We start from the raw sequence: 22,995 nt of genomic DNA on the forward strand, positions 1-22,995 counted from the left end.
AACCTTTTCAGCCTGAGCTTAGAAACAAAAGAGCGAAGGGAACTAAATTTTTAAAAATTTAGTTCTGTCCCACCGCCAGCCCGAACCTAGAAACGAGATAGTGAGGTAGAAAAGTTATGGATAAGGAGTCTGTCCCACCGCCATCAGCTGTACTCCAGCACAGCTGACATTCCTAGCGGAAACTTCATTAACAGCTTCAACTAGTCCAGACTGCACGGCTGACAGGAATTTTGTTTCTTTTATCTACAAGCTCAAAATCTCCACTCCGCTGGAGCTTTTGAGCAGCTAGCTGCCAACCTGTCTGCTCCCGCTTAGTTTGCTGCTGCTGTTCATTGAGTATCAGCTGTTTTCCTGAAAGCTTGCTTGATTTATGGTAAAATAGAAACAGTTTAGTATAGAAGTGAGCAAAATGAAAGATTTATTAAAATATTTTAAGGGCTATATCAGAGAGTCTCTGCTGGGCCCTCTGTTTAAGCTCTTGGAAGCCAGCTTTGAGCTCTTGGTGCCGCTCCTGATGGCCGGTATTGTCGACCAGACTATTCCCAAGAAGGATTCCCCCCATCTTTTCTGGATGGTTTTTCTTTTGATAGTCTTAGCTGGTCTGGGAGTTCTGGTAGCGGTCGTGGCCCAGTATTATTCCTCTAAGGCGGCGGTCGGCTTTACCCGCCAGCTGACGCAGGACCTTTACCAGATCATCCTCCGCCTGCCCAAGGCCAGCCGCGATCAGCTGACCGTTTCCAGCTTGGTGACCCGGCTAACCAGCGACACCTACCAGATCCAGACGGGGATCAATCAGTTTCTCCGCCTCTTTCTGCGGGCCCCCATCATTGTCTTTGGCTCTATCATCATGGCCCTGACAATCAGTCCGGCTATTACAGTTTGGTTTTTGGCCATGGTGGGGATGCTGACCTTGATTATCTATGTCATGTCCCGGCTGATGAATCCTCTCTATGCCAAAATCCGTCAGCTGACGGATCAGCTGGTCAGTCTGACCCGGGAGCAGCTGCAGGGTATGCGGGTTATTCGTGCTTTCGGGCAGACTGCTAGGGAAGTACATGATTTTAGAAATAAAAATGAACTCTACAAAACCTGGCAGATTCGGACCGGATTTTTGGCCAGTCTCATCAGTCCGCTGACTTTTTTGGTGGTCAATGCCACCCTGCTGGCGGTCATCTGGCAGGGCAATGCGGCTATTGGACAGGGGCTGCTGACCCAGGGCCGGCTGGTGGCCTTGGTCAATTACCTGCTGCAGATCTTGGTGGAGCTGCTCAAGCTGGCCATGCTGGTCAATTCGCTCAATCAAAGCTATATCAGCGCAGGGCGAATCAGTCAGGTCTTTGCTCAGGCTGAAGAAGATGTCCTGCAGGAGCTGGATCAGGAGACGGCCCTGCCCAATCAAGCTATTCAAGCCCAGCAGGTCAGCTTTTCCTATCCCAATGCCGCTGCTCCGGCTCTTACCGACCTCTCCTTTGACCTGCAGGCGGGTCAGACGCTGGGGGTCATTGGCGGGACCGGCGCGGGTAAGTCTACGCTGGTCCAGCTTTTAGCCCACCTTTACACAGCGGATGCCGGCCGCTTAAGCCTTTTTCATGAGGGGAGAAGTCCGCGCGATTTGAGAGAATGGCGGTCCTGGGTCAGTCTGGTGCCTCAGAAAGCGGAGCTATTTCAGGGAACTATCCGCTCCAATCTGACACTGGGGCTGGACAAGCAGCCTGCAGATGAGCAGGTCTGGCAGGCTCTGGCTATTGCTCAGGCGGCAGAATTTGTCGCACAGAAAGAGGGCGGGCTGGATGCGGTAGTGGAGGCTTTTGGCCGCAATTTCTCAGGCGGTCAGCGCCAGCGTCTGACCATCGCCAGAGCGGTCCTGCGCCGGGCACCCTTTCTGGTCCTGGACGATGCGACTTCGGCTCTGGACTATCTGACCGAGGCTCGGCTGCTGCAGGCGATGAAGGAAGAGCTGGGAAAGACCAGTCTGATTCTGATCTCTCAGCGGACCAACAGCCTGCGCTCAGCGGACCAGATTCTGGTCTTGGACCAAGGACGGCAGGCTGCACTTGGCAGGCACGAGGACCTGCTGATCAGCTCTGCGATTTACCGGGAAATCCATCAATCTCAGCACAGCAGTAAGGAGGGCGACCGCCATGACAAGTAAGTACAAAAGCAGCAGTCTGAAACGTCTGAGCCATGATCTGCTGCAGGCCCGCGGGCTTTTTCTGCTGGCCAGTCTGGGAACCTTGCTGCAGGTCGGTCTGACCATCTATCTGCCGGTGCTGATCGGCAATGCAGTGGACAGTGTGCTCCTGCCGGATGCCAGCCGGCAGCTGCTGCCGATTTTGGGACAGATGGCCTTGGTCATTGGAGCCAATACTCTGGTCCAGTGGTTCAACCCGCTGCTCTACAATCGTCTGGTCTACAGCTACAGTAAAAAGCTACGCCAGCAGGTCATTGAGAAGATTCACCGTCTGCCCTTAGCCTATCTGGATGGTCAGGGGACAGGCGATGTGGTCAGCCGTCTGACCACGGACCTGGACCAGCTCAATAACGGCCTGCTCATGGTCTTTAATCAGTTTTTTGTCGGTCTGCTGACCATTTTTATCACCATTGTGACCATGGCTCAGATTGATATTTTCATGATGCTCTTGGTCCTGTTGCTGACACCGCTCTCTCTTTTTATCGCCCGCTTCATTGCTCGGAAAAGCTACAGCCTTTTTCAGCAGCAGACTGAGGCGCGCGGACGGCAGACCCAGCTGATTGAGGAGAGCCTGAGGCAGGAGAGTCTGATTCAGGCCTTTAATGCTCAGGAACAGTTTATGGAGGCCTTTGGCGCCAGCAACAGCGTCTACTCCGACTACTCGCAGGCGGCCATCTTCTACTCCTCTACGGTCAATCCGGCCACCCGCTTTGTCAATGCCCTCATTTATGCCCTTATCGTAGGCTTTGGGGCTGTGCGGATTATCGGCGGTTCCGCCTTTACGGTCGGTCAGCTGGTGACCTTTCTCAACTATGTCAACCAGTATACCAAGCCTTTTAATGACATTTCTTCGGTCCTGTCGGAATTGCAGAGCGCCCTTGCCTGTGCAGAGCGGCTCTATCATGTCTTGGATGAGCCGGAAATTGCAGAGACTGGGACAGCAGAAGTAGATGCTGCTCAGGTGCAGGGCCATATCCGCTTTGAGCATATTGGCTTTGGCTATGAAAAAGACAGACCCCTGATCCGGGATCTGACAGTGGCTATTCCCGCTGCCAGCAAGGTGGCCATTGTCGGGCCGACTGGGGCCGGCAAGTCCACTCTGATCAATCTCCTCATGCGCTTTTATAATCTGGACAGCGGCCGGATTTTGCTGGATGGCCGAGACATGACGGACTACAGCCGGGCTTCTCTGCGCCAGCAGTTTGGCATGGTTTTGCAGGAGACTTGGCTCAAGACAGCCACCATCCATGACAATATTGCCTTTGGCCGGCCGGATGCCAGCCGGGAGCAGGTAGTGGCGGCTGCCAAGGCTGCCAATGCCCATTTCTTTATCCAGCAGCTGCCCCAGGGCTATGATACCTATCTGGCCGACGCGGGGGACTCCCTGTCTCAGGGCCAGCGCCAGCTCTTGACCATCGCCCGAGTCTTTCTGGCAGTGCCTAAGATTCTCATCCTGGACGAGGCGACTTCCTCCATTGATACCCGGACCGAGGTCCTGATTCAGGAAGCCTTTAACAAGCTCATGCAGGGCCGGACCAGCTTTATCATCGCTCACCGCCTCTCCACCATCCAAAATGCCGATCTCATCCTCGTCATGGTAGACGGCGACATCGTCGAGCATGGCAATCATCAGGAACTCATGGCCGCCCAAGGCGTTTATTACCACATGCAGACGGCGCAGGGGAGTTTGGACTAAACATATAAGTATAAGCAAAACGACCGACCTGTTCTACACAGGCCGGTCGTTTTTAAATATAAAATCAATTTATTGATCATTCTGAATAGCTGCCTTGACTTGGGCGATGGTGACTGGCTGGTCATCTCTGTAAATGACGGTGTCGCCGTCGTTGTCAAGAATTTCGCCGACCAGGGGTTGGCTGTCTGGAGCTTTGACGGAGAATCCGCCGCCTAGATTTTCCGGATAGGCAATAACTTGGTCATGGTCTGAAAATCTATCCAAGGTTTCTAGGAGCGTAGGGTCTTCCTTGGCTTTTTCTGTCATGATTTCCAGCGTCGGTGCCTGGGCAGCTGCGTCATTCTTGCTGTCATCTGCAAGCGCAACAGCGTTTTTATTGCTTTCTCTAGTGTCATCGTTGGCAAGTATAACAGTGCTTCCGATGGCAAGAGAGGCAGCAAGGCCGGCGAGAAAAATGAGGGTGATGAGTTTTTTCAATAGCTTCCTCCTATTGGTTTGGACGAGTAAAAGTGGATGAGGGACGGTTAGGGCGCTGAGCGAGGGAATATGGTTTCCGAATCTTGTCTTTCTACCCTGGCCTAGCGGTTCCCTTTCACCTATATTATATCATTTATTATTGGCTATGGCTGGAAATAAGGTGTTTACAAACTATCTTTCCCCACCTCCTCCAATCCCTCCTCGGTCAGCCGGTAAAGCTTCTGGCAGACTTGCTTGAGGAAGGCGCGGTCGTGGGAGACGGTCATGATGGCGCCGGGGTAGTGGGCAAAGAGCTGGCGGACCTGGGGCTGGGAAGTGGGGGAGAAGTTGCGCGTGGGTTCGTCCAGCAGGAGGACATTGGGTCGGTCCAGGACCAGCTTGAGCAGGAGGAGCTTGGCTCGCTGGCCGCCAGAAAGCTGGCTGATAGGATGGCGGGCTTCCTCGCGCGTGAACTGTAGGCTGGCCAGATGGGTCAGAGCCTTTTCCTGACTGGCCTTATGGCCGGTAGGAGCCAGAAAGTCCAGGGGACTGACTGCCTGATCCAGCAGGTCGCCATAGTGCTGGGGCATGTAGCCCGCCCGCAGATCTGTCCGCTGACATAGGCTGCCCCACATTTCCTTGAGCAGGCTGGATTTGCCCGCTCCATTGGCTCCGATGATGCCAATTTTCTCCTGTCCGGTCACTTCCAGGCTCAGATTTTTCGCCAGCAGTCGCCCTCCAACCTCCAGATTTTGCCCGTCCATTTTGAGGATTCTTTTGGTCAATGGCAGAGCTTCTATGTCTGAAAAGCGGAGCTTGATTGCTTCTTCCTGAGTTGGGATTTCAGTCATCTGGGCTGCCTGCTGCTCAAATCGCTTGCCTTGAGAAAGAACGTTCTTCATCTTCTTGGCAAGGAGTCGGCCTTCGACATCGTTTTTGGTATTTCTCAAAGCATTTTCGACATTTTGCTTGACCCGCTGGTGTTTGTTCATGGTCTTGGCGTGTTCTTCCCGCTCTTTCTTGGCCTGCTGGCTCTGCTTGTCAAAGGCCTCCTGACGCTGCTGGCTGTAGTCCTCATAGGCCAGATTTCTGACGGTAGTCCGGGCTTCCTGCTTTTTCTTGATCCGCTCCAGATGGACGATCTTGGTCGCCGCCTTAGTCAGAAGATTTTCATCATGGGAGACAAAGAGGACCGTCTTGTCCGTCTGCTTGATAAAATCTTCCAGCCAGATCAGGGTATCCAGATCCAGGTCATTGGAAGGTTCGTCTAAAAATAGCATGTCGGCATCGCTGGCCAGTTTTTTGATCAGCTGGACTTTGAGCTTTTCGCCGCCGGACAGACTGGAGAGGACTTGGCTTGAAGCAAAGCGCTGACTGTCGAAATGCAGCTCCTGGGCATAGCGGTAGAGCTTAGCATAGTCCAAATCTGCCTCGGTGTCCGCAAAGAAGTAGTCGTTGAGGGTCAGCTGGGCCTCCTGCTCAGGCAGCTGCTGGGGCAGGTAGCTGTAAGAGGAGTAGGCCCTTTGGATCTGACCGCTGCAGCTGACATAGTCTGTGACCAGGCTGGGCTCCATCATCAGCTTGAGCAGGGTGGACTTGCCATTGCCCTCTTCGCCGATGATGGCTACTCTGTCGCCCGCATTGACCGTCAGTGTCAGGTCTCTGACCAAGTCTTTTAGATCCTTTAGATGGGTGATAGTGAGATTGCTTACTTGTAACATAGGTGCCTCCTTATTCGTGTAAAAAACAGCTCCGCTTTATCTAGCAGAGCTGTTTTTTGATTGCACAAAGAAGGCAGTGAAATGCCTAATCAGGTCTTTGTTTCTAGCGAAATAGAGAAAAAGACACTGCGGGTATGTGAAAACATGACAAAATCTACTAAATAAAGTTTCCTTTAAAAAATAGACTTAATTTTTCATGTCTCCAGTTACCTCCGAAATATAAGTACCCTAAGTGTAGCAAAAGTCCTTCTCAGTGTCAAGAAATTATAAAATATTTCTAAATTTTTTTAGTCGCTTTTTGATAAAAAGGGCTGAATGTCTTGCTGCAGCTGCTTTCTTCAGGTATTGAAAAAAATTATATAAAAATTTGACATATGGTAGAAAATTATATATAATCTCATTGTATATAAAAATAATATATATAAAAGAATTTCATAAAGGAGCACCAATCATGAACAAAGCAGTATTTATCTGGCTCTTGACGATTCTCAGTCTGGGTCTGCTCAAGGTCGAAAATGTCAAGGCAGCCGAGCCTCAGCTGCCGTCTGGCACACCGTCCAGTCAAATCGGTCAAAAAATCGAGGATTATGTTAAAGAAAACGAAAAAACGACCGCCGGCATGGAAACGGCCGTCTTTGACACCAAGGGCACCATCTACCGGGGCAACTTTGGCTATATGGACAAGGAAAAGGGCCTCAAGGCCGATGACGACAGCGTCTTTGAATGGGGATCTGCAGCCAAGCTCATGGTCTGGGTTTCCGTCATGCAGCTCTGGGAAGAGGGCAAGCTTGACCTTGACGAAGACATCCGGACCTATCTGCCAGAGGGCTTTCTCAAAAATCTCCGCTATGACAAGTCCATCACCATGACGGATCTGATGAACCACCAAGCAGGATTTGAGGAATCTTCCCATGCCTACTTAGAAAACGAGGGGCAGAGCATTGAAGAAATTCTGGCGGTCAACCAGCCAGCCCAAATCTTTGAGCCCGGTACCATGACTGGCTATTCTAACTGGTCTACCGGTCTGGCTGCCTTTATTGTCGAGCGGCTTTCCGGTCAGAACTTTGCGGACTATGCCCGCGAGCATATCCTCCAGCCGCTGGGCATGGATAAAACCTCACTCTTACCCGGCTTTACCGATAATGACTATGTCCGGGACAAGCGCAAGGAAGAACTGACCTATGATACAGAAGGGAAGTCCCTGGGCCTCAACTACATGAAGCTGGGCCTCTATCCTGCTGGCGATGCAGCTAGTACCATGGGAGATTTCCAGAAGTTTGCCCAGGCGCTCTTGAAGAAAGAAAAACTCTTCAAAAGAACTGAAACTTGGACCACTCTTTACACAGCGACATCGACCTATCCGGGCACAGATATGCCGCTCAATATGCACGGCTTCTGGACTCAGGAGTATGGCACGACAGTTGTCGGTCACGGCGGTAACTCCCTGGGCTTCTCCTCTTATATCCTGCTGGATCTGAAAAACGGCGTCGGCATGACCATCATGACCAATCAGGGGCATGAACAGGTTTATAATTACGAGATGCCAGCATTGGTTTTCGGAGCCAAGAAAAAGACCGACCCAGCCACTTTTGAACAATTCCAGGCTGGTAATTACCGGAGCTCTCGCTATTATGAAACCGGCCCCCTGTCCTTCACCAGAACCTTCCCTCGGACAAGCTATGTCGCAAAAACAGCTGAGAATCCGCTTTTGACTGATAATTTTGCTGTAGTCAGCCAACAAAACGGAAGGGCAAAAGTAACAGCTGCTTATGGCGATACGTTCAAAATGAATGATGCCGATGTGCAGAAGGATCAGGCTATGATGATTTTAGCTGTAGCTGCCGTTATCTATGGCCTCATTCACTTCCTAATACGGGGCGGACTGGATCTCTTCCGCTGGGTCTTCAAAAAAGGTCCATCTAAGACACCGAAAAATCTGCGCATTTGGTCTTACCTAACCTCTTTCGCAGCCTTAGCTGTAGCCTTTAATTACTTTTCTATGTTTAGTGCCTTGGCTGCCAGTGATATAAGCTTTTTAGCCAGCTGGCGTTACATAGTCTTTGCGGTTCTGGGGCTGATTTTGGCCGGCTGTGCCGTCTATCCTCTCCTGACCAAGGCTTGGAAGGAACTGAGTAAGAGTCGGATTTTCCTGACAGTCTTGACCAGCCTGTCCGCTCTGGCAATCGTGGCCAATATTCTCTACTGGTCTATCTACCAATGGTGGTTGATCTAATCTCCTCAAGAAAGGAAGTCGTCATGTTTAAAATTTTTATCCGAATGGTCTACAGAAGCATCGCCTATGCTATCCAAGGTACTGACTAGGAAGGAAAACTCATGAAAAAATCAATTTTAGTCATTATTTTAACGGTTTTAACGCTGGGACTTTTCAAGCCTGTGCCTGCTCAAGCGGCGGAGCAGAAACTGCCGTCTGGCACGGACCGTAGCCAGATTGGCCAGAAAATCCAAGACTTTGTCAAGGAACATGAAAAGACAACTGCCGGCATGGAGACAGCCGTCTTTGACAAGGACGGCACCATCTACCGGGGGAACTTCGGTTATATGGACAGGGAAAACAAGGTCAAGGCCGATGACGACAGCGTCTTTGAATGGGCCTCTATCACCAAGCTGACCGTCTGGATATCGGTCATGCAGCTCTGGGAAGAAGGGAAGATTGATCTGGAGGAAGACATCCGGACCTACCTGCCGAAAGGTTTTCTCAAAAATCTTCGCTATGACAAGCCCATCACCATGCTGGATCTCATGAATCACCAGCCTGGTTTTGACGAGACACCGCTCTACAATGAGGGTGACAATAAAACGATTGAAGAGCTGCTCCTAGACTACCAGCCCATCCAGTCCTTTGAGCCAGGTACCACGACATCCTATTCTAACTATAGTACAGCTCTGGCCTCCTATATCGTGGAGCGGATTTCCGGTCAGACCTATGTGAACTATGTCCATGAGCATATCTTTCAGCCCTTGGGCATGAATCGGACCGCGATTTTACCAGACTTATCAGACAATGCCTATGTCCAAGCTAAGCGCAAGGAAGCCAAGGGTTATGATGCCCAAGGCAAGCTTTTAGGAGAGGTTCCCTTTAAACTGGGCCTCTATTCGGTCGGTCAGGCTACGGGAACGCTGGATGATTTGCAGAAATTGGCCCAAGCCCTGCTGGGCCGCAAGACCCTTTTCAAGCGTCCGGAGACTTGGACCACTCTTTACTCAACGACATCGACCTACCCCGGTACGGACATTGCTCGTAACGCTCACGGCTTTTGGGCCAGTCACTACGGCGTCACCTTGCTGGGGCACAATGGTAATTCTGATGGCTTTTCCAGCAATCTCTATCTGGATCTTGAAAACGGTATTGGCCAAGTTATCCTGACCAATCAGCAATATGAGCAAGTGTACAATACCCAGATGCCGGAATTGATTTTCGGCCCAATGCAGACTGTCAGTGAGGCTACTCAGAAGCAGTCCCAGCCCGGCTATTACCACTATCTGAGAAGCTATAACAATGGCCCGCTATCCATCCTGCTCATGATGCCCGGTGCTATAGAGAAGATTGATAAGCTGACGGACCAGCCGGCCTTGCTGTCTATGTTCTGGACTATTGACCAGAGCCAGGGGGCTGACCGTATAGAAGTCGGTGTCATGAGTGCAGAAAGGCTTTCGGATACGGATCTTTTCAAGCACTATCTGGTCCTGATCCTCGGAGCTCTGGCCCTTGTCTTTGCCCTGGGCAATCTTGTGCTCAGTTCCGTGATTGGCGGTTTCCGGCTCCTCCTGCGAAAGACCAAAAGTCCGGCTCCCCGCTCTTGGAAGGTCTGGAATTACCTGACTTCTATAGGCATCCTTCTTTTCGGCAGCAATCTCATCCTGCTTTTGCTTGTTGCCATGAATCAGTTCCAAAACTATCCAATGGTAGAGCCTTGGCGCTACATGGTCTTTGCCGGTCTGGGGCTGATCCTGACAGGCTGCGCGGTCTATCCGCTAGTGACCAAGGATAGAAACGGACTCGGAAAAGGCCGTATCTTCCTAACCGTCCTGACCAGTCTGTCAGCTCTGGCCATCGTGGCTAATATTCTCTACTGGTCGCTTTATCAATGGTGGGTGATGTAGCAGAAGTAGATATTCAAATAGTTATAAACTGTAAATAACTGCGGGCGAGTTTTATAGATGTTATAATAAAAAAGGAACGACTTTTTCAAAAAATGCTCTCTCTATCAATTCTGGATGTTCTAGCTTAGGAAAGGAATACCTATGATTAAAAGTATTTTTAAATTTATGTTCAAAGGCCTAGTCTGGCTCTTGGGGCTGCTGGCTTTGGCCTTACTGGCGATTTTTCTCTATCACCGTTTCCAAATTGCTCAGGAGAGTAGGCTAATCCAAAAGCCCTTTGGCCAGTTGGTCGAGGTGGACGGCAAGAAGCTCAATGTTTATACGGCCGGCAAGGGGGACAAGACCTTGGTTTTCCTGTCTGGTTTGGGCACCAATTCGCCAGTGCTGGATTTCAAAGCTCTTTACTCCAGGCTGGAGGAGGATTACCGCATCGTTGTTGTCGAGCCGCTGGGCTATGGCTACAGCGATGACGGGGATGATGACCGCTCGCTGGATAAGCAGCTCAGTCAGACCCGCAAGGCTCTCAAGGCGGCTAAGATTTCCGGCCCCTATGTTCTGGTTCCCCATTCTATCGGGGGTCTGGAGGCCATTCACTGGGCCAATCGCTATCCGTCAGAAGTGGAAGCTATTGTTGGCCTGGATATGACCATGCCCCATACGGAAGTATCCGATCAGGAGCGTTTTACCCGCTCTTACCAGATCGTTCAGCTGGTCAGAAATCTGGGCTTGGCCCGGCTGCCTATTTTCTTTAATGATGACAATGCCCCGGCTATCCAGTCTGGTGCCCTCAGCGAGCGGGAACAAGCAATCTTTAAAGCTCTGTTTCACCGGCGCTCCGTCACTCAGGCAGTCATGAATGAAGTCAAGGCCAGGGACAAAAATGTCGCTACCGTCAATCAAGAGCCGGTGCCGCAGGTCCCTACCCTGCTCTTTGCGGCTGTCCAAAAGGGCGGAGGAGATACCAAGCTGGAAGAGGACTTTGCCGCCCAAAATCCCCAGGCCCAGCTAGTCACCTTGGAAGGCTCCCACTATATCCACGATGACCAGCCGGAGGAAATAGCCAAGCGGATAAAGGACTTCCTAGGGAAGTGATTGGCTAAGCTGGATAATTGATGTTTAAGGAGGTGTTAGATCGATAGAAGAATACCTGAAAGAGACGGCTTTGCTGGATTTTTCCCATCCCTTTATTCAGGATTTGATTGAGCGTCAGGCTTGGCGCAATATGGCTGAGTTTGACCGTCTGAAAGCCATCTATGATTTTGTAAGAAATGACATTCTTTTTGGCTACAATGAGTCGGATGGGATTCCTGCTTCAAAGATTTTGTCTGACGGTTTTGGCCAGTGCAATACCAAGGGCATTCTCTTTATGGCCTTGCTCAGAGGCTGCGGCATTCCCTGCAGGATGCACGGTTTTACCATTGACAAGCAGCTGCAAAAAGGGGCCATGACCGGCTTTGTCTATAGAAATGCGCCGCAGGAAATCCTGCATAGCTGGGTAGAAGTTTATTTTGAGGAGATCTGGTATGAGCTGGAGGGCTTTATCCTTGATGATGGCTATCTGAAGCGGCTTCAGAATACTTTTCCCGACTGCCGGGGTGCCTTTTGCGGTTACGGAGCAGCGACAGCATATTTCCAGCATCCCAAGGTAGCCTTTAACCGCAGCAATACCTACATTCAGAGCGAGGGGATTGTGCAGGACTTGGGTGCCTATCCGTCGCCGGATGAATTTTTCCTGAGACACCGTCAGGAGCTGTCAGCTGTCAAGGAATGGCTCTATTGTCATCTTGGTCGGCATCTCATGAATAGAAATATCCGGAAAATTCGTGGGAAAGGATAGGAGAAATATAAAAAACGGTAATTCGATTTGAATGGTTAAAAAAATTTTTTCTCGGGCTTGCTTATTTTTATCTGGCCATTACGAATAGTATAGGTAAGAGACTATTTGTCAGGAGGAAGTATGAGCTTGTCCAACCCCTATTCGCTGCGCCATCCCAATCTGTCCCCAACCATGGATCTGATTGCCAAAAAGATTTTTCATCAGGAGCACCTGACGGCTGATTTCATTAAGAGCGTGCTCAGGCTACCGGTCCAGTCGGTGGAGATTCTGGAGGGCACCCAGATCCAGCTGGAGGAAGAAGACCACCTGGGCTTCTACACGGCCGTGGACGTGCGGGCCCAATTGGACGATGGGACGCAGGTCATCATCGAGGTCCAAGTAACGAGACAGCGGGCCTTTATCAACCGCCTGATGGCCTATCTGGCCAATCAAATCTCCGACAATCTCAAGCGGAGCAAGAAAGACAAGCCGACTCACACTCTCTACTCCGAAATGAATCCGGTCTACTGCATTGCCCTCTTGGAGCAGGAGTATTTCCCAGATTTGCGGGCCTTCCGGACCCTTTCCCTGCGGGATGACGAGACTCTGGAGCCGCTTTTGACCGATTTCAAGATCAGCCGCCAGCGCCCGCCGATGAAATTTGCATTTCTGGAACTGAGCAAGTATAATAGAGATAAGATTAACGATTATAATTTGCGCAAATGGTTTGAATTCTTCAGAAATCAGCCCTTTGATGTCCCGGCGGATCGGGTCATTCAAGAGGCTGAGGAGCTGCTGGATCAGACCCGCTGGACCAAGGAGGAAAGACAGATGTTTGACGAAAAACGCCGCCAGCAGGACCATTACGAAGCGACCATGGCCCAGATTTACTACGAGCATGAGCTGGCTTTGGAGGAGAGAGAAAAAGCTGGTAAGGAGCAATTAATCCTGACCATGCTGAAAAATGGGGTGTCTGCCCAAACCATCGCCCAGCAGACCGGTATGGAAGAAGTGAAAATCCAAGAAATTGCTAAAAAGAATTTAGTGGAGTAAGCGGCTGGCTGGAAAATAGCGGTTTACAAACATCATAAAAAGGCTTAGAATCAGCGTTTTTAAAAACGAGTTTCTAAGCCTTTTTGAAATGGTAGATGAATCTTGCTGGAAAATGAGTGGTTTTCCAGTCATTCTTTCTTTACACGTTCAGCACCTTGTCCAGGAAGTCCTTGAGGCGGGGATGCTGAGGATTGTCAAAGATTTGGTCAGGCTTGCCGTCCTCCAGAAATTCGCCGTCTGCGGTAAAGATAACGCGGTTGGCTACCTGACGGGCAAAGCCCATCTCGTGGGTGACAATCAGCATGGTCATGCCCTGCTGGGCCAAATCCTTCATAACATTGAGTACATCGCCGACCATTTCCGGATCCAGAGCAGAAGTCGGCTCATCAAAGAGCATGATGTCTGGATTCATAGCCAGCCCGCGGGCGATGGCCACCCGCTGTTTCTGACCGCCGGACAGACTGTCTGGATTAGCATCAGCCTTGTCAGAGAGGCCGACCTTTTCCAGCAGCTCCATGCCCAGCTTATCTGCTTCAGCTTGACTCATCAGCTTGTGCTCGACAGGAGCAAAAGTAATGTTCTGCAGCACGGTCATATGCGGAAAGAGGTTGAAATGCTGGAAGACCATGCCGATATTTTCCCGGACCAGGTCTACATCCGTCTTCTTGTCCGTCAGGTCAAAGCCATCTACGGTAATGGTGCCGCTGGTGACCTCCTCCAAGAGATTGAGACTGCGCAGGAAGGTGGATTTGCCTGAGCCTGATGGTCCGATGATGCAGACCACATCGCCCTCGTAGAATTTGGCTGTAATCCCCTTGAGAACCTCATTGTCCCCATAGTATTTATGTAAATCGTTGACATCGATTTTTAGCTTGGTCATTTGTTAATCCTCTTTTCTAAGCGTTTGGCCAGTCTCGTCAGCAGGGTGATAATGACGAGGTAGAGCACCGCCAGGATTGCATACATTTTGAAACTTTGGTAGTTGCGGGCGATGATGATTTTCCCAGTCTGGAAAAGCTCGACCAGCCCGATAGCAGAGACGATTGTCGTATCTTTGAGTGCGATGACAAATTGGTTGACAAAGTTGGGCAGCATAATCTTAGTCGCCTGCGGCAGGATGATCTTTCTCATCGTCTTGGAGTAGGAAATCCCCAAGCTGCGGCTGGCCTCCATCTGCCCGACGGGCACAGCCTGAATCCCCCCGCGGACAATCTCGGCGATATAGGCGCCGGCATTGAGAGAGAGGGCGATAGTACCAGCTACAAAGTCATTGATAGGACTTTGCTGGCCGGTTATGGATTCGATCAGATTGGGAATTCCCCAGAAGATAAAGGCTGCCAGAATCATGAGTGGAATCCCGCGGATGACATCGACGAAGATTTCGGCAATCCAGCGCAGCGCCTTATAAGGACTGACGCTGAACATGCCAAAGATAATCCCGATGACCATGGCGATAGCAAAGGAGAGCAGGGCCAGAGCCAGTGTGACGCCCAGACCGCTCAGCAGCTGCTTGTAATTATTTTGCAGCAGGCCCAGCACCGTTGTTTCATCGGCTGTTGAGCTGGCTGCTTCTGACGAATCTGTATTTGCCGCCAGATACTTGTCCAGAATTTTCTGGTATTTGCCGTTTTCTTTCAGATTGGCCAGACCGTTGTTGAACATCTCCACCAGCTCTGGGTTTGACCCTTTTTTGACGGCAAAGGCTACTTGTCCGCTTGGCGTTCCCTCGATAGGGGTCTTCATTTTTTTGCCTTGATTAATAGCATATTTGACCACTGGCTCGTCATCCATAATGGCTGCGACAGAGCCGGAGTTGAGGCTGTCATACATAGATGAGCCATCTGAGAAGGTCTTGATTTTGTAGCCGTACTTGCTTTGATTTTCTGTCAGGAAAGTCTGAGAAGCGGTACCGTTCTTGACCCCGACCGTCTTGCCTTTCAGGTCTTCATAAGACTGAATGTCGCTGGATTCTGTCACTGCCAGAATAGAATTGGCCGTGTAGTAGGGCTCTGAGAAATCAAAGGTCGCCTTGCGGGCGTCTGTTACAGACATACCGGCGATGATGCCGTCGGCCTGACCGGACTGGACAGCGTTGATAGCGGCGTCAAAGCCCGGATTGGTGACTTCGATTGTGAAGCCTTGATCCTCAGCGATGGCCTTGATCAGGTCCATGTCAATTCCGGTGTACTGGTTGCTGTCGTTTTGAAAAACGAAGGGAGCAAAGGATGAATCACTGGCAATGATGTATTTGGACTTGACGGGAGCGGCCTGCTGGCCGGACTTGGTCGTGGTTTCCGGTATGGCCGAGCTGACCGAGCTGCTGGAAGCAGTCCATTTTTTGATGATGTCGTCCAGACTGCCGTCCTTCTTCATCTGTGCCAGAGCTTCGTTAAATTCGGTCACCAGGTGTTCGTATTTGCTGCCTTTTTTGACCCCGAAAGCAAAGCTTCCGACAGCTTCGCCTTTCATGGAAATCTTCAAATCCTGCCCTTGGCCGATAGCATACTCAATGACCGGCTGGTCATCCATCACGCCATCTACTGCACCGGCAGACAGGCTGTTGTACATGAGATCGCCCGTATCGAACGTCTTGATTTTGTAGCCGTATTTGTCCTTGTTTTTTTCCAAAAAACGCTGGGCAGCTGTACCGTTTTTGACCCCGACCGTCTTGCCCTTGAGCTCCTCGTAAGACTGGACCGTCTTAGACTTGGTCGTGGCAATGACAACCTTAGTGTCATAGTAGGTGTCTGACATGGTAAAGACTTTTTCACGCTCAGCTGTCTTGGTCATCCCAGCCATAATGGCATCAGCCTGACCGGACTGGACCGCATTGACCGCTGCATCAAAGCCTGGGAAGGTCATATTGACATCCCAGCCCTTGATTTCAGCGACTTTGTTGATAATATCTACATCGATTCCCTTATAGGTTTGGTCTGAATCCTTAAATTCAAACGGCGCATAGGCTGTGTCCGATACGATTTTAATCGTATCTGCCTGAACAGCCACCCCTAACGCAAAAATGGGAAACAATGCCAGCAAAATTGCTAAGAATTTTTTCTTCATTTTCTTTCCTCCTTGAAGCATTCTAGCATTATAGCAGAAAATAGCCGAATAAGCAAATATTGCTTGCTTTTATGTTAGATTTTCTTACATGAATACTGCCTTTTCTGGCAAAAACAGCAGTTCCTTTGCTTGGCACAGGCTCCAAACTTTGCTATACTAAAGAGAGGAAAATGGTATTCATTGACTATAAGTCTAGAGTCTGCCAAAGAGCGGAGGAGGCTGTCTCACTCTCTCTTCTTTTCCTGTATGAGGAGGTTATGATGAAACAATCGCGTATATTAGAAGGAGTGGAACAGGCCCGCTTTGTTCCGCCTTATCTTCTTTCCCTGCTGCTGGCAGCTGTATTTATTTTGGGCGGTCAAAAGCTGGCAGTGCTGGCTTTAGAGCCGATTTCGGCGCTTCTCAGCCTGCTCTTGGGCTGGCTGGGACAGGGCGGATTTTTTGAAATCTTTTTTAACTTTGCCTTGCCTTTTCTCTTGTTTGGCTTCATTTTTATGGCGCTGGCTCTCTTTGCCTGGGTCCGCTTTGCAGAAGGCCGGCCGATTGGCAGTCTGGGCTTTGTCAAAAAAGGCTGGCTGCTAAATCTGCTCAAGGGCTTTGGATTGGGCTTTGTCCTCTTTAGTCTGGTCGCTCTCTTGATGCTGCTGACTGGTGTCGGGCATTTTGAGTGGGGCTATCTGACATTGGAGCCTCTGATCTACATTTTGATCTTGATTCCGCTTTGGATCATTCAGGGCGGGACCGAGGAGCTGGTGACCCGCGCTTGGCTGCTGCCGGTCGCGGTCAAAAAGACCAATCTGCCCATAGGTCTCGTGACTTCAAGCCTGCTCTTTGCTTTCCTGCATCTGGGCAATCCTGGTATTGGCTTCCTTCCCATTCTTAATATTGCTCTCTTTGGCTTTCTGGCCAGTCTCTATCTGCTCTGGACCGACAATGTCTGGGGGATTGTCGGCCTCCATGCAGCTTGGAACTTTACTCAGGGCAATATCTATGGCTTCAGCGTCAGCGGGACTGGTATTGATGCGGCAGCCTTTAATTTCATTCCCCAGTCTGAGCTGTCCTTTCTGACTGGAGGGAGCTTTGGAGCAGAAGCTTCGCTTTACTGCTCTCTGGTAACCCTGCTGGCAATCGCCTTCCTGCTTTGGAGAATGAAAAAAGACGGCAGTCTGGCCAGACTTTTGAGTTCCCCTCAAAAACAGCACTGAATCCAAGTGCTGTTTTTGATTTCGCTTAAATTTTATGCTATAATAATATAAGAGCGGAGTCTGCCCACTGCCGCTGTTAAAAGCAAACTAAAATACTATACTATCGTCATTTAGTTGATCTTTTATTACTTTGTTAGCTCGCCTTGCCGTACGCCAGTACTGTCTGCAGCTCGCTGCCTCGTATTAAAAGCAAACTAAAAGACTATATTCGCCAAAGGAGGAGTTTTCTATGTTCCAATCTCGTATGCTGGAGGCTGTCAAGCAGTCTCGCTATATCCCACCTGTTTTGCTGGCTGTCCTGATTGCCCTGCTGTTGGTCTATGGCGGGGAATTTTTCGGTGCCATTGTCATGTTTATCCTAGCTTTCTCTATGGGCCTTGGCCTCAAGATGGCAAATCCAGATATCAATGGAGCTGCACTTCAGAGCATGGTCCAGCCTTTTCAGATTTATTTCCAGTTATTGCTCTTTGCTTTTATTGTTTTGGCCGTCTTTTTCTGGGTTCGTTTTGTTGAGAAACGCCCCTTTGCCAGTCTAGGATTTTATAAGGCCGGCTGGCTCAGAGAGTTAGGTAAGGGATTCCTGATTGGCGCTGGGCAGTTTTCTATCGTTGTGGCTCTGTTAGCCATCACCGGTACGGGCCGCCTGTCACTGGGCCAGATTGGTCTGCAGACTTTGCTTTTTATCCTGACCATTATCCCTTTCTGGATCCTTCAGGGAGGAGCTGAGGAGCTGGTGACCCGTGGCTGGCTTTTTCCCACGGCTTCTGAAAAGTCCAATATTCTGGTCGGCATCCTGATTTCCAGCCTGCTTTTCGGCGCTCTTCATATCTTCAATCCCGGGGTGACCGTTCTTTCCCTCGTCAATATCGTCCTCGACGGTATCTTTGCCTGCTTTCTCATGCTTAGGTATGACAATATGTGGGTCCTAGCTGGCATGCACGGAGCTTGGAATTTTGTGCAGGGTAATATCTATGGCATAGAAGTCAGCGGTCAAGGGGCCAATGGTTCTCTCTTGGCTTATAGCAATCAGTCCAATATGGACTGGCTTTCCGGAGGGGCTTTCGGAGCAGAAGGTTCCATCCTGACCAGTATCGTCCTCATCGGCTGCATCGCCTATCTCTATTGGTCGCTCAAAAAGGATGGCAAGCTGCCCCAGAGCCTGTCTATCAAAAAGTAAAGCATCGCCGTCCAGCAAATCTGGGCGGCGATACTTTTTGTCCCAGCCTCTTTGATTTGTGGAGTGAAAGGAGGAAAAACAGTTGATGCTCAATAAAAATCATCAGCGAAGCAGGCAGAAGCAGACATCATGGGCGTCTGTCCCAGCCTCTCGCGGCTCAAATAGTCCGGAGGGACTGTAAATACAACTTTCCAAAGGAAGTTCCGTTAAGTAGGGCAAGGCGACGCTAACGTGCTTTGAAGAGATTTTCGAAGAGTTAGGCATTTCAAAAGCCAGAGAAAAGAGAGTAAATATGGTAAAATGGTAGCAGCACAAAGTGAGGAATGCACATGATTAACAGAATTACAGATAATAAATTTAGACTGGTCTCAAAATATGAACCATCCGGCGACCAGCCCCAGGCCATTGAGCAGCTGGTGGACAATATTGAGGGCGGGGAGAAGGCCCAGATTCTCATGGGGGCGACCGGAACCGGCAAGACCTACACCATGAGCCAGGTTATTCAAAAAGTCAACAAGCCGACCCTGGTCATCGCTCATAACAAGACCTTAGCTGGCCAGCTTTATGGCGAGTTCAAGGAGTTTTTCCCGAACAATGCCGTGGAATACTTTGTCTCCTACTATGACTACTACCAGCCCGAGGCCTATGTGCCTTCGTCTGACACCTATATCGAAAAGGACAGCTCGGTTAATGACGAGATTGACAAGCTCCGCCATTCGGCGACCTCGGCCCTGCTGGAGCGCAATGATGTCATCGTCGTAGCTTCTGTCTCCTGTATCTACGGTCTGGGTTCGCCCAAGGAATATTCCGACAGCGTGGTCAGCCTGCGGCCGGGGCTGGAGATTTCCCGGGACAAGCTGCTGAATGACTTAGTAGACATCCAGTTTGAGCGCAATGACATTGACTTTCAGCGGGGCAAGTTCCGTGTGCGCGGCGATGTAGTGGAAATCTTCCCAGCTTCCCGGGATGAGCATGCCTTTCGGGTGGAATTTTTCGGTGATGAAATTGACCGGATCCGTGAGGTGGAAGCCCTGACAGGCCAGGTACTGGGGGATGTGGACCATTTGGCTATCTTCCCAGCCACCCACTTCGTGACCAATGACGACCACATGGAGACAGCCATTGCCAAGATCCAGGCTGAGCTGGAGCAGCAGCTGGAAATCTTTGAAAAAGAAGGCAAGCTGCTGGAAGCCCAGCGCCTCAAGCAGCGGACGGACTACGATATTGAGATGCTGCGGGAAATGGGTTATACTAACGGAGTGGAAAACTATTCCCGTCACATGGACGGCCGCAGCGAAGGCGAGCCGCCCTATACCCTGCTGGACTTTTTCCCGGATGATTTTCTGATTATGATTGATGAGAGCCACATGACTATGGGCCAGATTCGAGGGATGTACAATGGCGACCGCTCCCGCAAGGAGATGCTGGTCAACTACGGATTCCGCCTGCCGTCTGCCTTGGACAACCGTCCCCTGCGCCGGGAGGAGTTTGAAAGCCATGTTCATCAGATCGTCTATGTATCAGCAACGCCGGGGGATTATGAGAAGGAGCAGACCGATACAGTCATTGAGCAGATTATCCGGCCGACCGGCCTCTTAGATCCGGAAGTCGAAGTCCGTCCAACTATGGGGCAGATTGATGACCTTTTGGGCGAAATCAATGCGCGCGTGGAGAGAAACGAGCGGACCTTTATCACCACCCTGACCAAGAAAATGGCCGAGGATTTGACCGACTACTTCAAGGAAATGGGCGTCAAGGTCAAGTATATGCACTCGGACATCAAGACCTTGGAGCGGACCGAGATTATCCGAGACTTACGCTTGGGTGTCTTTGACGTTCTGGTCGGGATCAATCTGCTGCGCGAGGGCATTGACGTGCCCGAGGTCAGTCTGGTTGCGATCCTTGATGCGGACAAGGAAGGCTTCCTCCGCAATGAACGCGGCCTCATCCAGACCATCGGCCGGGCTGCCCGTAACAGTGAGGGCCATGTCATCATGTATGCCGACACCATGACCGACTCTATGAAGAAGGCCATTGATGAGACTGCCCGCCGCCGGGCCATCCAGACGGCCTACAATGAAGAGCACGGCATTGTCCCGCAGACCATCAAGAAGGAAATCCGCGACCTGATCAGCGTGACCAAGGCTGCCCTGCCTGACAAGGAAGAAGCCGTCGAAATCGAAAGCCTCAATAAGCAGGAACGCAAAGACATGATCAAAAAACTGGAAGCCCAGATGCAGGAAGCCGCTGAACTTCTGGACTTCGAGCTGGCTGCACAGATCCGTGATATGATTCTGGAAATCAAGGCGGTGGATTAGGGAGATGACCATTTTAAGACAATTATCAAAGGAAGATTTACCTCTTTTGTGGGAAATGGCCTATTCCCAACCTCATCCAGAATGGAAAAAGTTTGATGCTCCCTACTTTGATGATTACCAGCACTATGCTGATTTTCTTGCATTTCAAAAGGACAAGGCTGAGAAGTTTGTGGGAAACCCTAATCGCCTTGGTATTTTTCAGGACGGCCGTTTGGTCGGGACGGTTTCTCGGTACTGGGAATGCAAGGAAACTCGCTGGATGGAACTGGGGATTGCCATTTACCAGCCATCAGACTGGGGACGAGGAATTGGCAAATGTGCTATGAAACTCTGGCTAAGACAGACTTTTCAAGACTGCCCAGAGTTGGAGCGGCTGGGCTTGACCACTTGGTCGGGCAATTCTGGCATGATGCGCTTGGCTGAGAGCTTAGGATTGAAAAAAGAAGCCTGCATCCGCAAGGTCAGATATTACCAAGAGCGATACCACGATAGTATGAAATACGGTATCTTGAGGGAAGAATGGGGAGAAGAGTAAATGAATATCACCATCAAACCAATGCAAACCCCTGAAGAAATCGAAGCCAAATCTGTGGTTCATTGGCAGACCTGGCGGGAAGCCTATGATGCTATCCTGCCAACCGATTTTCAGGAAGGAATGACGCTGGATAGGTGCCGATTTTACAGTCAGATCTATCCTGACAATACTCTGATTGCTCTGGATGGCTCAAAAGTTATTGGTTTTCTGAGCTACGGCGATTTTCGGGATTCTAAGATGCAGGCGGGCGAAATCTTTGCCCTTTATGTTCTGAAAGAGTATTATGGGCAGGGTGTCGGCCAGCGTTTGATGGAGGCTGCTTTCCTTCTTCTGGCAGATTATCAAGACATTCTGCTATGGGTTTTAGAAGACAACAAACGAGCCATCGCTTTCTATCAGAAAATGGGGTTTTGCTTTGACGGTCAGGAAAAGACTATTGAATTAGGGAAGTTGGTGAGAGAGAAACGGATGGTTTACAGGAAACGAGATGTCGCTTAAAAGTTAAAGTAGACTGGTAAAATCTTATTTGCCTATTTTGCTATTGTTCCGTTATTTGACTTGCATTATTCCGTAAAACTTGCTATTGTTCCGTTAATAACATATAATAAATGCAAGTGAGGTGGTTTTATGTATATGACTGTGAAAGAAGCGGCACAGAGATGGGGGATTTCCGAGAGAAGGGTTCGGGCCTTGTGTACGGAGGGAAGGATAGCCGGAGCAGTTCATCATGGACGGTTTTGGCAAATTCCTTCGGATGCCCAGAAACCCTCAGATGGAAGGTATCAGCAGGCTGTAAGCATTGTCAAGCTCATTGATGAAAAGCTGGAGCAGCTAAAGGGCCTGAGACCTCTGACTGAAGGCGAAGTGGAGCGTTTAAATGAAGAATTTATGGTTGAGTTCACTTATAATTCAAATGCAATCGAGGGAAATACTCTTACACTGCGTGAAACAGATATGGTCTTAAAAGGTTTGACCATTGATCAGAAACCTTTAAAAGACCATATGGAGGCTATCGGTCATGGGGAAGCTTTTAGATATGTTAGTCAGTTAGTCAAGGAAAATAATCCTTTAACTGAACAAGTCATTAAGGAAATTCATTATCTCGTTTTAGCTGATAAAAAGGAAGATAGGGGTGTATACAGGAAGCTTCCAGTGCGTATTATGGGTGCATCTCATGAGCCGCCCCAGCCTTATCTTATCCAGCCTCAAATGGAAAAGTTGTTACTGGATTATCAAAATAATAAAGAGAGAATCCTTTCAAAACTGGCCAGATTTCATATAGATTTTGAACGTATTCATCCCTTTATTGATGGGAATGGCCGAACAGGCAGGCTTTTAGTCAACTTAGAGCTGATGAAAGCAGGCTATCCGCCTATTGACATTAAGTTTTCTGATAGACTTTCTTATTACAGTGCTTTTGATGATTATCATACTAAGGGGAGTATCTCGAAGATGGAAAATCTCTTTGCTCTATATGTAAATGAGCAGCTGGATCGATATTTAGATATTTTGAAATGATTATTAGTTAAGTTCTCTCAATCTTACGAATTGGGAGGATTTTTTATTTTGCTACTAAAAAATGACACACTGTAAAGTTTTTTATGTAAAAAAGATAAGTTAGCCTCTCTAAAAAATGGTATAA

General features: G+C 49.7%; 16 protein-coding genes and 1 pseudogene. 13 read left to right on the top strand and 4 right to left on the bottom strand.

Annotation, left to right across the window (positions count from 1 at the left end; translation table 11 throughout):
• Positions 1-409: 409 nt before the first annotated feature.
• Positions 410-2,152 (top strand): ABC transporter ATP-binding protein, encoded by a 1,743-nt coding sequence (locus tag DHL47_RS09265; RefSeq protein ID WP_209551661.1) that lies wholly within the window; start codon positions 410-412, stop codon positions 2,150-2,152.
• Positions 2,142-3,887, top strand: coding sequence for an ABC transporter ATP-binding protein (locus DHL47_RS09270; RefSeq protein ID WP_209551662.1), 1,746 nt, complete (start codon positions 2,142-2,144; stop codon positions 3,885-3,887). Before DHL47_RS09265 ends, DHL47_RS09270 begins: the two co-directional genes overlap by 11 nt.
• Positions 3,888-3,956: 69 nt before the next feature.
• Here the strand turns inward: DHL47_RS09270 and DHL47_RS09275 are convergent, their stop codons facing one another.
• Both DHL47_RS09275 and DHL47_RS09280 read right to left on the bottom strand, forming a co-directional pair.
• The gene (locus tag DHL47_RS09275; RefSeq protein ID WP_209551663.1) at positions 3,957-4,364 is read right to left on the bottom strand and encodes a hypothetical protein; all 408 of its coding nucleotides are present in this window, start codon (positions 4,362-4,364) and stop codon (positions 3,957-3,959) included.
• Positions 4,365-4,528: 164 nt separating this feature from the next.
• Complete coding sequence (locus tag DHL47_RS09280) at positions 4,529-6,064, bottom strand: ATP-binding cassette domain-containing protein (protein ID WP_209551664.1); 1,536 nt, start codon at positions 6,062-6,064, stop codon at positions 4,529-4,531.
• Between the two features lie 451 nt (positions 6,065-6,515).
• Between DHL47_RS09280 and DHL47_RS09285 the strand changes: the two genes are divergently transcribed.
• The 5 genes from DHL47_RS09285 to DHL47_RS09305 all read left to right on the top strand — a co-directional run bounded on the left by DHL47_RS09285 (position 6,516) and on the right by DHL47_RS09305 (position 13,055).
• Positions 6,516-8,297, top strand: coding sequence for a serine hydrolase domain-containing protein (locus tag DHL47_RS09285; RefSeq protein ID WP_209551665.1), 1,782 nt, complete (start codon positions 6,516-6,518; stop codon positions 8,295-8,297).
• 101 nt (positions 8,298-8,398) lie between these two features.
• The gene (locus DHL47_RS09290) at positions 8,399-10,186 is read left to right on the top strand and encodes a serine hydrolase domain-containing protein (RefSeq protein ID WP_209551666.1); all 1,788 of its coding nucleotides are present in this window, start codon (positions 8,399-8,401) and stop codon (positions 10,184-10,186) included.
• Positions 10,187-10,327: 141 nt separating this feature from the next.
• Positions 10,328-11,278 carry an alpha/beta fold hydrolase gene (locus DHL47_RS09295; protein WP_209551667.1) on the top strand — a complete coding sequence of 317 codons (951 nt, stop codon included), beginning with the start codon at positions 10,328-10,330 and terminating at the stop codon, positions 11,276-11,278.
• A 70-nt stretch (positions 11,279-11,348) separates the two neighbouring features.
• A complete protein-coding gene (locus tag DHL47_RS09300) occupies positions 11,349-12,023 on the top strand; it encodes a transglutaminase-like domain-containing protein (protein WP_209551668.1) in 675 nt (224 codons plus the stop codon).
• 120 nt (positions 12,024-12,143) lie between these two features.
• On the top strand, positions 12,144-13,055 hold the full coding sequence (locus DHL47_RS09305; RefSeq protein ID WP_209551669.1) for an Rpn family recombination-promoting nuclease/putative transposase: 912 nt from the start codon (positions 12,144-12,146) through the stop codon (positions 13,053-13,055).
• A gap of 139 nt (positions 13,056-13,194) precedes the next feature.
• On the opposite strand, the gene DHL47_RS09310 is transcribed toward DHL47_RS09305, so the two are convergent.
• Positions 13,195-13,935 carry an amino acid ABC transporter ATP-binding protein gene (locus DHL47_RS09310; protein ID WP_209551670.1) on the bottom strand — a complete coding sequence of 247 codons (741 nt, stop codon included), beginning with the start codon at positions 13,933-13,935 and terminating at the stop codon, positions 13,195-13,197.
• The gene (locus DHL47_RS09315) at positions 13,932-16,118 is read right to left on the bottom strand and encodes an ABC transporter substrate-binding protein/permease (RefSeq protein WP_209551671.1); all 2,187 of its coding nucleotides are present in this window, start codon (positions 16,116-16,118) and stop codon (positions 13,932-13,934) included. Before DHL47_RS09315 ends, DHL47_RS09310 begins: the two co-directional genes overlap by 4 nt.
• 260 nt (positions 16,119-16,378) lie before the next feature.
• Between DHL47_RS09315 and DHL47_RS09320 the strand changes: the two genes are divergently transcribed.
• The 6 genes and pseudogenes from DHL47_RS09320 (at position 16,379) to DHL47_RS09345 (ending at position 22,871) form a co-directional block, all read left to right on the top strand.
• Entirely contained in the window at positions 16,379-17,323 is a 945-nt protein-coding gene (locus tag DHL47_RS09320) for a CPBP family intramembrane glutamic endopeptidase (protein WP_209551695.1), read from the top strand.
• A gap of 229 nt (positions 17,324-17,552) precedes the next feature.
• Complete coding sequence (locus DHL47_RS09325; protein ID WP_209551672.1) at positions 17,553-18,500, top strand: CPBP family intramembrane glutamic endopeptidase; 948 nt, start codon at positions 17,553-17,555, stop codon at positions 18,498-18,500.
• Positions 18,501-18,829: 329 nt separating this feature from the next.
• Positions 18,830-20,818, top strand: coding sequence for an excinuclease ABC subunit UvrB (uvrB, locus tag DHL47_RS09330; protein ID WP_209551673.1), 1,989 nt, complete (start codon positions 18,830-18,832; stop codon positions 20,816-20,818).
• A gap of 4 nt (positions 20,819-20,822) precedes the next feature.
• Positions 20,823-21,388 (top strand): annotated as a pseudogene (locus tag DHL47_RS09335) (GNAT family N-acetyltransferase).
• Complete coding sequence (locus DHL47_RS09340; RefSeq protein ID WP_209551675.1) at positions 21,354-21,851, top strand: GNAT family N-acetyltransferase; 498 nt, start codon at positions 21,354-21,356, stop codon at positions 21,849-21,851. The pseudogene DHL47_RS09335 and the gene DHL47_RS09340 overlap by 35 nt, the downstream one beginning before the upstream one ends.
• A 129-nt stretch (positions 21,852-21,980) precedes the next feature.
• Complete coding sequence (locus DHL47_RS09345) at positions 21,981-22,871, top strand: Fic family protein (protein WP_209551676.1); 891 nt, start codon at positions 21,981-21,983, stop codon at positions 22,869-22,871.
• Positions 22,872-22,995: the final 124 nt, after the last annotated feature.

The organism is Streptococcus panodentis, from assembly GCF_017884005.1.
Classification (GTDB): Bacteria; Bacillota; Bacilli; order Lactobacillales; family Streptococcaceae; genus Streptococcus; species Streptococcus panodentis.